Annotated in this window: 7 protein-coding genes and 1 pseudogene; 4 read left to right on the forward strand and 4 right to left on the reverse strand. The window is 56.8% G+C overall.

Features of this window, described 5'->3' with window-relative positions; genetic code table 11:
• Positions 1-38: 38 nt before the first annotated feature.
• Positions 39-1,133 (forward strand): alkene reductase, encoded by a 1,095-nt coding sequence (locus VF672_RS17750; RefSeq protein WP_331105862.1) that lies wholly within the window; start codon positions 39-41, stop codon positions 1,131-1,133.
• Positions 1,134-1,863: 730 nt separating this feature from the next.
• On the opposite strand, the gene VF672_RS17755 is transcribed toward VF672_RS17750, so the two are convergent.
• Together VF672_RS17755 and VF672_RS17760 are read right to left on the reverse strand one after the other, a co-directional pair.
• Entirely contained in the window at positions 1,864-2,637 is a 774-nt protein-coding gene (locus tag VF672_RS17755; RefSeq protein WP_331105863.1) for an alpha/beta hydrolase, read from the reverse strand.
• Positions 2,638-3,131: 494 nt separating this feature from the next.
• Positions 3,132-4,157 (reverse strand): hypothetical protein, encoded by a 1,026-nt coding sequence (locus tag VF672_RS17760; RefSeq protein ID WP_331105871.1) that lies wholly within the window; start codon positions 4,155-4,157, stop codon positions 3,132-3,134.
• A gap of 241 nt (positions 4,158-4,398) precedes the next feature.
• Here VF672_RS17760 and VF672_RS17765 point away from each other — a divergent pair, with 241 nt between their 5' ends.
• The 3 genes and pseudogenes from VF672_RS17765 to VF672_RS17775 all read left to right on the forward strand — a co-directional run.
• Complete coding sequence (locus VF672_RS17765) at positions 4,399-4,698, forward strand: hypothetical protein (protein ID WP_331105864.1); 300 nt, start codon at positions 4,399-4,401, stop codon at positions 4,696-4,698.
• 178 nt (positions 4,699-4,876) lie between these two features.
• Positions 4,877-5,197 carry a type II toxin-antitoxin system RelE/ParE family toxin gene (locus VF672_RS17770; protein ID WP_331105865.1) on the forward strand — a complete coding sequence of 107 codons (321 nt, stop codon included), beginning with the start codon at positions 4,877-4,879 and terminating at the stop codon, positions 5,195-5,197.
• Between the two features lie 2 nt (positions 5,198-5,199).
• A pseudogene (locus VF672_RS17775) lies at positions 5,200-5,523 on the forward strand (addiction module antidote protein); the annotation flags it as partial.
• Positions 5,524-6,228: 705 nt separating this feature from the next.
• On the opposite strand, the gene VF672_RS17780 reads toward VF672_RS17775, so the two are convergent.
• The gene (locus VF672_RS17780; protein ID WP_331105866.1) at positions 6,229-6,612 is read right to left on the reverse strand and encodes a GFA family protein; all 384 of its coding nucleotides are present in this window, start codon (positions 6,610-6,612) and stop codon (positions 6,229-6,231) included.
• A gap of 79 nt (positions 6,613-6,691) precedes the next feature.
• Positions 6,692-7,105, reverse strand: a 414-nt coding sequence (locus VF672_RS17785) for an N-acetyltransferase family protein (RefSeq protein ID WP_331105867.1), incomplete at its 5' end; no start/stop codon positions are given.

A 7,105-nucleotide genomic window follows, 5' to 3' on the forward strand; every position in this document is an offset into this window, starting at 1 on the left:
AGCTACCGCTTTCCTGAATTGCAGAGAGAAAAAAAACCATGACTGATCGTTCCGCAAGTCCCGTTCTGCAGCCCGTCACGCTAGGCGGACTGCAACTGAAAAACCGAATTGTGATGGCGCCGATGACCCGCAGTCGCGCGGATGATGCCGGCGTCCAACCCGGCTACGTCGCTGACTACTACGCCCAGCGGGCGAGCTCCGGACTGATAGTGACTGAGGCGACCAACATTACCGCCCAGGCACGAGGGTACAGCCGAACGCCGGGCATCTGGACCGATGCGCAAATCGATGCGTGGAAGCGTGTGACCGAGGCGGTGCATCGTCAGGACGGCAAGATCTTCCTGCAACTCTGGCACACCGGACGCATGTCGCACCCTGACATGCACAACGGCGGCCTTCCTGTAGCGCCATCGGCGATCAAGCCTCATGGGCAGATCCGGGTTCATGAAGGCATGAAAGATTTCGTCACGCCGCGAGAGCTGGAAACCGATGAGATTCCGCTGATCGTAGAGGATTACCGCAGGGCAGCCCAAAACGCCAGGATTGCCGGTTTTGACGGTGTTGAAGTGCATTCTGCAAACAACTATCTGCTTGAGCAGTTCATTCGCGACAGCACCAATGTGCGGACAGACCGTTACGGCGGTTCGCTGGAAAACCGCCTGCGTTTTCCTCTGGATGTGGTCAAGGCAGTCATCGACGTGTGGGGCCCCGAACGTGTCGGCATCCGTATCTCGCCAGTGACTACAACGCCCGGCGAAACCCCGCTGGACAGCAACACCATGGCCACTTTCGGTGCCTATGTTGCCGCGCTATCGGATCTGGGAATGCTGTACATCCATGAGATTGAGGGCGTCACTCAGCTGAGTCGCGAAGAGGTCAACGGCGTGGACTTTAAAAAGCTGCGGCAGGGTTTCAGCGGCGCCTACATCGCCAACAACCAATACACGCTCGATCTGGCCGAGCAGACGCTGGCGGCGGGAGAAGCTGACTTGTTTAGCATCGGCCGCCCTTTTATCGCCAACCCCGACCTGGTTTATCGCTTGGGCAGCGGAGCGCCGTTGGCGGAAGCGCCCAAGGTCTACTGGTACGGTGGCGATTCGACCGGTTACTCGGACTGGCCTGCAATGGGTTGAAACCCTCCTGCGAACCTATATCCCCCTCCCCTCCAAGCCGTCGCCAGTCGACGGCTTTTTCATGCTTGGATAAAAGCCTCCGTTACCCAGAATGGGCGAAGCTTAAAATGCTTCACTTCCAGGACGTTCCAGATCCAGCCAACACACCCTGCCGAATCCGACCTAAATGAAACACACCGCAGTGCGCGAAGCGTTGGGATCAGAACGAGATATCAGCGAACGCTGGGCATTGATTAATCCGCTCATGCTGGGAGGTGTCGATGCACACACCACCATCTTGTAGGTAGCGCTCCAGTGCGGTGTCAGTGAATGCGCCTTGAGGCTCGAAGGTGTCGCTCGAATGATGCGGGTTAATGCTTCTGTGTCGTCAAGCAACCGCGACTACCCTGTCCTTAAAGGAAGAGATGCGGTGCCGCGCGATCCCGGTTTTTTCATCTCATCAGGACATGCGTATCTCGTCGGCAGGCACACTTGCCGGGTCGAAACAAAACTCCTGGGTGAGGGCAGGACCCTATCCACAAGATCAAACCGATCTCCAGGGACGGAAGAGGTAGCAGCGTGTCCGTCAGATCCAAATGAGTTATTCGCTTAACTTAGCGCACTCAACGAAAAAGCCCGACATTAAGTCGGGCCTGATTAAACACATCATTTATTTACCAGTTCATAACAGTCATCTCACGTGCCGGAGTAATAGAAATGACATGATTATAATGATCATACCGTCAGCGAATCATTCGGCTGCCTTAATGATCAGACCCGCAACTGCTTTCGGATAAGCGAGCATTGCAACGTGGCTTGAAGGTACTTCTATCGAAGTGGCATGCATGCGCTTGGCCTGATCGCGTTGCTGCTGCGGCGAAATGATCAGGTCATTAGCGGCGACGACCGCAAACGAAGGGACCTTGTGCCAGGCAGCGTGGGCTACTGTTTGACCCAGCGCCTTGCTGTTCAACGCGCCTTGCGTTGCGGCAATCAGTTTTTGATCGGAAGGTGACAGGTCAGGCGCAAAGAACTTGGCCACGCCTGCGTCGCTGACCTTTAAGTAACCCTCGTTATCTTTTACGAAAGACGCGAGCGCTGGCATTTGCGGGTAGCCTTTAGCTGAGTCGTAAACAGACTGGCCGTCATCGGGTGCGTAAGCCGCCACATACACCAGGGATTTGACTTTGTCGTTGACGCCGGCGTCACTGATAACAGCGCCCGCCCACGAGTGCCCTACCAGCACCACCGGCCCCTCTGCATCGTTGATCGCGCGATTGGTAGCCGCGACATCGCCGTCCAGTGAGTCCAGGGAATTCTGCACCGCAACCACCTTCAGCCCAGCTTTCTCAAGCAGCGGAATCACTTTGTTCCAGGATGAACCGTCAGCGAAAGCGCCGTGCACGAGTACGACCGTTTTGGCGGTCTGTACTGCGGCCGGATTTTCCTGTGCAACGGCCGCAGTTGTAAGCGCAGCCAGCGTCAGGGATGAGATAAGAGCGGCAATTTTAGTTTTGGATTTCATCTATTTATTCCTTGTGGCAAGTTTGATTAGGGTAAGCATTGCGTCGGAGAACTAAGCTTTGTCGGTTTATTCACCACCATCACCCGTGTGAGCAGCACCACAAGTAATTCTGAGGTTTGGTTAACCAGACCGTGTCCTAGGCTCGTCTTTCAATCATCAAGCGCTTGATGCGCTGCGATGGATGCCACTCTAGGCAGGACGCCAAATGCCAACAAGGAGTGTTGTTATCCTATGACTACGAATCATAGGCGCGATAGAAACGAGGATGAGGGGGAAGGTTCGGAGGTTCACGTTTGCCAAAGTTAAACTTCGAGCAGTCGAGCAATGCGCGCACCGCCAGCTTTTTAGTCACTGGGCCGTATGTGCATAGACGCACTAAAAGCCGATGCCCACGCGGGCGCACCCGCTCAGGACGTCAGAATCTCCAGTACCTGCACCACGAGGCTTGCGAAGTCTACCCAAGCGCTGTCGTTCGATATTCGACCAAGTCTTCCCTATGGGACGTTGGCGCTTCGCGTAACGACCAGAGGATCGGATATGCTCGTCAGATCGCCTTCGATCTGAGCGGAGATGTGCAGCGCACCGGCCATCACGCCGCTCCTGGGATCCTGTACCCATTTTAGCCACGCCTTATCGAACGTGCTGCCCAGACTGCTGCGGATCAGGGCCTCACTGTCCGGGCGGTCGTTGGCCTGGATGACTGCGCGAACGCCCGCCACACCGACGGAAATCAACGCACCGGCCAGTTTGCCCGCCACTCCCGCAACCACACTGGCAGCTCCGCGCGGCGCCATTTCTGCTTCGATCCTTTGACTCGCGCGCGTGGCCACAGGCGCCATGGCCGCAGCCGTAGAGTCTATGCCGTTGTCGCCGCCGCTTTGATGAATCTTGTCGATCAGCGCTGTGTAGGCTGGCAAGGTGCTCAGAGGTTCGCTGTGCAATACCTGATACAACGAGGCGTCGCGGGCTGACGGTGGGCCCAGGCGGATGGCCGGGATTTTCTGGATATGGCCGTTGAGCTGGGGTAAGGGAACCTCGTAACGGCGGGATATGACCTGCAATTGCTGCAAAATAATCTGTGCGTAGAACGCTGTCGTCTCGTTGAGGATGGCGTCCGGATCGATCTCCACCGCGACCGGCCTCAAGACTTTCTCCTGATAAGCCTCAAGCAAGTAGGCAGCCAGCCGTCTGGCGGACTCATCCTGCTCGCCGTTGGCACTGAGGGCGTACCAGCTCACCTTGGCCGAGAGCCATTCCTGCGTCCAGTAACTGCTGAACCAGGGAATGAAGACTTCTTCGGTCTGTTGGTAAACCCGCATGCGCCAGTGATCCATTGATCCGTGGGCGTAGGTTTTCGCTTGCTCGATGGCGGATCGGGACGCTGCAACGATGTCACCGTCGACCTGCCGCCACGTCGCAGGGCCGACATAGACCGCCTTGGGCGTCACAGGCGAAAGCGCGGGCGTGACGCATCCGGTCAAGACCATCAGCATTGCGGCGATCACCGACGGGAGAGTCAGCATCTCGACGTCCTTTGGTATTTCCCAGATGAGGTTTCTGGTGACCAAACTTCCACCGTGAGTATAGCGACGGGTGTAAGGAAGAACCCCGATCAGGATGTTTACTGATCAGAGGTAATCCGCTGGAAACCAGCACGCTGTCCAGGCATGAATCCACGGCTTCTGTCTCATGGGCGCCCAACAGCGTCTAGTCTGCTCATAAAGCGACTTGACGCTCTGCACTTAACTTCGAGTGACCACGATGAGTATGAACACCCCGGTTCGATGCTCGTCCTGGGCGCTGTCGATCCTGCTCCTGACCTGTCTGGGGATGACGGCGGGATGTGGAGGCCACGCAAAAAGTACCCGTTATTACGCGTCGGCCGCGGGTTCAAACTGTTATGCCAAAGCGTTGCCTACAACGGGTGAAGGAGGCCTCGCGTGGGGCAATACTCTGGGTGTTGCACGGCAAAAACCCCTGAATAACTGCACCCGTTATGCCGGGCGGTCCGGCGGTACCCCGGACACTTGCAAGGTAGTCCTCGCCGGGTGCAAAGAGTAATCATGCTCACCCATAAACTTCTCCGAAGGGATGGCTGATCGGCATTGGTCTATACGGGTTGCCAGCAGCACTTGAATGCGTCACGTGGTGTAGAACCTGATCAAAGTCGACGCCGCCCAAGCGTCCGCGCGACCGGCGCGCATCGACACAGATGTAGCCACTAGGCTACTCTGGACGTATGACCAAAAACAATAAACCCATGTATGCAATCGATACCACGTCAGAATTTACTGGTTGGCTGGGCGGGATCAAAGATGTTCAAGGAAAAGCAGCCGTAACCGTCAGGATGTTGCGGGCACAAAACGGTAACTTTGGTGATACAGAGCCCGTCGGCAACGGTCTGAGTGAAATGCGCGTTTTCGTGGGTCCTGGCTACCGGGTGTATTACGTCCGATCAGGCCAGACAAGCTACCTGATGCTTTACGGCAGCGATAAGACGGATCAAAAACGGGGCATCAAACGCGCCAAAGAAATTCTAGACGCACTCCGAGGTGCATGATTATGAGTAACCAGAACAAACCCGATGACATGCCCATTCTCAACCTGAATCCGGGCAATACAAGCCGCTTCGAGGCCTCCCGCTTCCTGGACACGCCCGAAACTATCAGTGCGTTCCTGGCCGAAGCGATGAAAGAACACGACCCCGAAGTCATGATGCAAGCGATCGCCGAAGTGGCCAAAGCCCAAGGCGTGAACAGGTTGGCGCAGAACGCCGGGGTGAACCGTGAGAGCCTTTACAAAGCACTGAAGGGCGGCACCCACGTTCGCTATGACACGGTGATGCGCCTCATGCTTGCTGTCGGGGTTGAGCTCACTGTGAAGCCAGCACAAGAGCTTCGACCGGATGACTTAGTGGTTATGAATGAAGAGGCTTACGGGCTTCTCTGCCACAGCTCAAAACTGCGCAAACGGACGGGGTCGGAATTGATAAAGCGAGAAGGCTTGCGCCCTGCAATAGCGAAAGCTGCTGCTAAGCCAGCTGCGAAAGCGCCTGCGAAATCTGGCGTTATACCAGCTGCAAAACCAGCCGCGAAAGTGCCTGCGAAACCTGGCGTAAAACCGGCTGCCAGGCCCGCAGCGAAAGCGCCAGCGAAGCCCTCGGACACTCGCGCCAGCGCCTAATGACGCCAGATCCAGCCCGGCCGGCTGGACGTGATGCGCGCTGACGTCCTCCATGAGTGCAACGCACACGGCATCGAACAAGTCAGGGCGACGGGGTGGCTTCGCGCTGCACCTCGTCCTTTCCGGCGATACACCATTTGCCGTTGACGTCCATCTTGCTGGGCATACGGCTGCCCTGATCGAGCAGCTCGTGCTATAGGCGTCGGTAAAGCTGACCCGACTGTCCTTTTATCGCTTCTTTTGCATGCGCGAGGAATGGCCGCGCTCACGATCCGGCGCGGCTCTGCTGCCATCCGAACACAACGGTAAGAGAGAGCGTCTGCTTGGGGTCCAAAGCAGCCCTTAGCGCTCAGTTCGCAGCATAGTCCGGGTGGACTCCCCAGACTCGCGTCTCTGAGGAAGAAAGGTTCAGTCCATATAGGCCCATGTATCAGCGCCATCAAAGATTCGGACGGGTATGCTCTGGATGAGTTGACGATCGAAGTTGTTTAGATTGACCCCGACTTCGGCACCTGCCTCCGGCGTAAGCGCTTCCCAATGAGTTACGCATCCACAGGTTCTGCATCGGATGGTACTCAGGGTTTCTTTACCCCATACATATGCCGATGTGTTTTGCGGATGCCCATCAATTTTCACCATCGCGGACTCGAAGTGAGCCCACAGCGTCCCCAGCCGAACACAGATCGAGCAATTGCATTTGATTGCATAGGCTGGGGGTTCGGAGATCACCAAGCGCACACCTGCGCAGTGGCATGAACCTTCCAGCAGTTTACTTCCGGTTTTGATGGACATGGCGTTCCTTGGGCGTTCTGCCCCAGTGTGGTGTTCGGGTCAGGCGATCCCCCGCATACCCAAGGATCGGACAGCGGTGCTAACCATGGGGCGCGCTGCCGGCCCCTTCGCCTAACTCACGCTGCATGATAACGGTGTCGAGCCAGCGGCCGTGCTTGAAGCCTACCGATTCAAACACCCCGACCTTGCGAAATCCCTGGCGCTCGTGCAAGCGGATCGACGCAAGGTTTTCGCTGTTGCCAATGATCGCGACCATTTGCCGCCGTCCACCTTCGATACAACGCTCGATGACCCTACTCAACAACGCCTGCCCGATGCCCAGACCAGACATGTCCTCGCGGACATAAACAGAATCTTCGACTGTAAAACGGTAGGCCGGACGTGGTCGATACAGCGTGGCGTAGCCATAGCCGACCACTTGTCCATCGTGCTCGGCCACCAGATACGGCAAACCATGGGCACAAACATCAGCGCGCCGTTGGCGCATCTGTTC

This window comes from Pseudomonas sp., assembly GCF_036387035.1.
Classification (GTDB): Bacteria; Pseudomonadota; Gammaproteobacteria; order Pseudomonadales; family Pseudomonadaceae; genus Aquipseudomonas.

What these genes read in the sequence shown, in the direction of transcription:
- VF672_RS17750 (WP_331105862.1), top strand. Translation starts at nt 39, where the DNA reads ATGACTGATCGTTCCGCAAGTCCCGTTCTGCAGCCCGTCACGCTAGGC.
- VF672_RS17755 (WP_331105863.1), bottom strand. Translation starts at nt 2,637, where the DNA reads ATGAAATCCAAAACTAAAATTGCCGCTCTTATCTCATCCCTGACGCTG.
- VF672_RS17765 (WP_331105864.1), top strand. Translation starts at nt 4,399, where the DNA reads ATGAGTATGAACACCCCGGTTCGATGCTCGTCCTGGGCGCTGTCGATC.
- VF672_RS17770 (WP_331105865.1), top strand. Translation starts at nt 4,877, where the DNA reads ATGACCAAAAACAATAAACCCATGTATGCAATCGATACCACGTCAGAA.
- VF672_RS17780 (WP_331105866.1), bottom strand. Translation starts at nt 6,612, where the DNA reads ATGTCCATCAAAACCGGAAGTAAACTGCTGGAAGGTTCATGCCACTGC.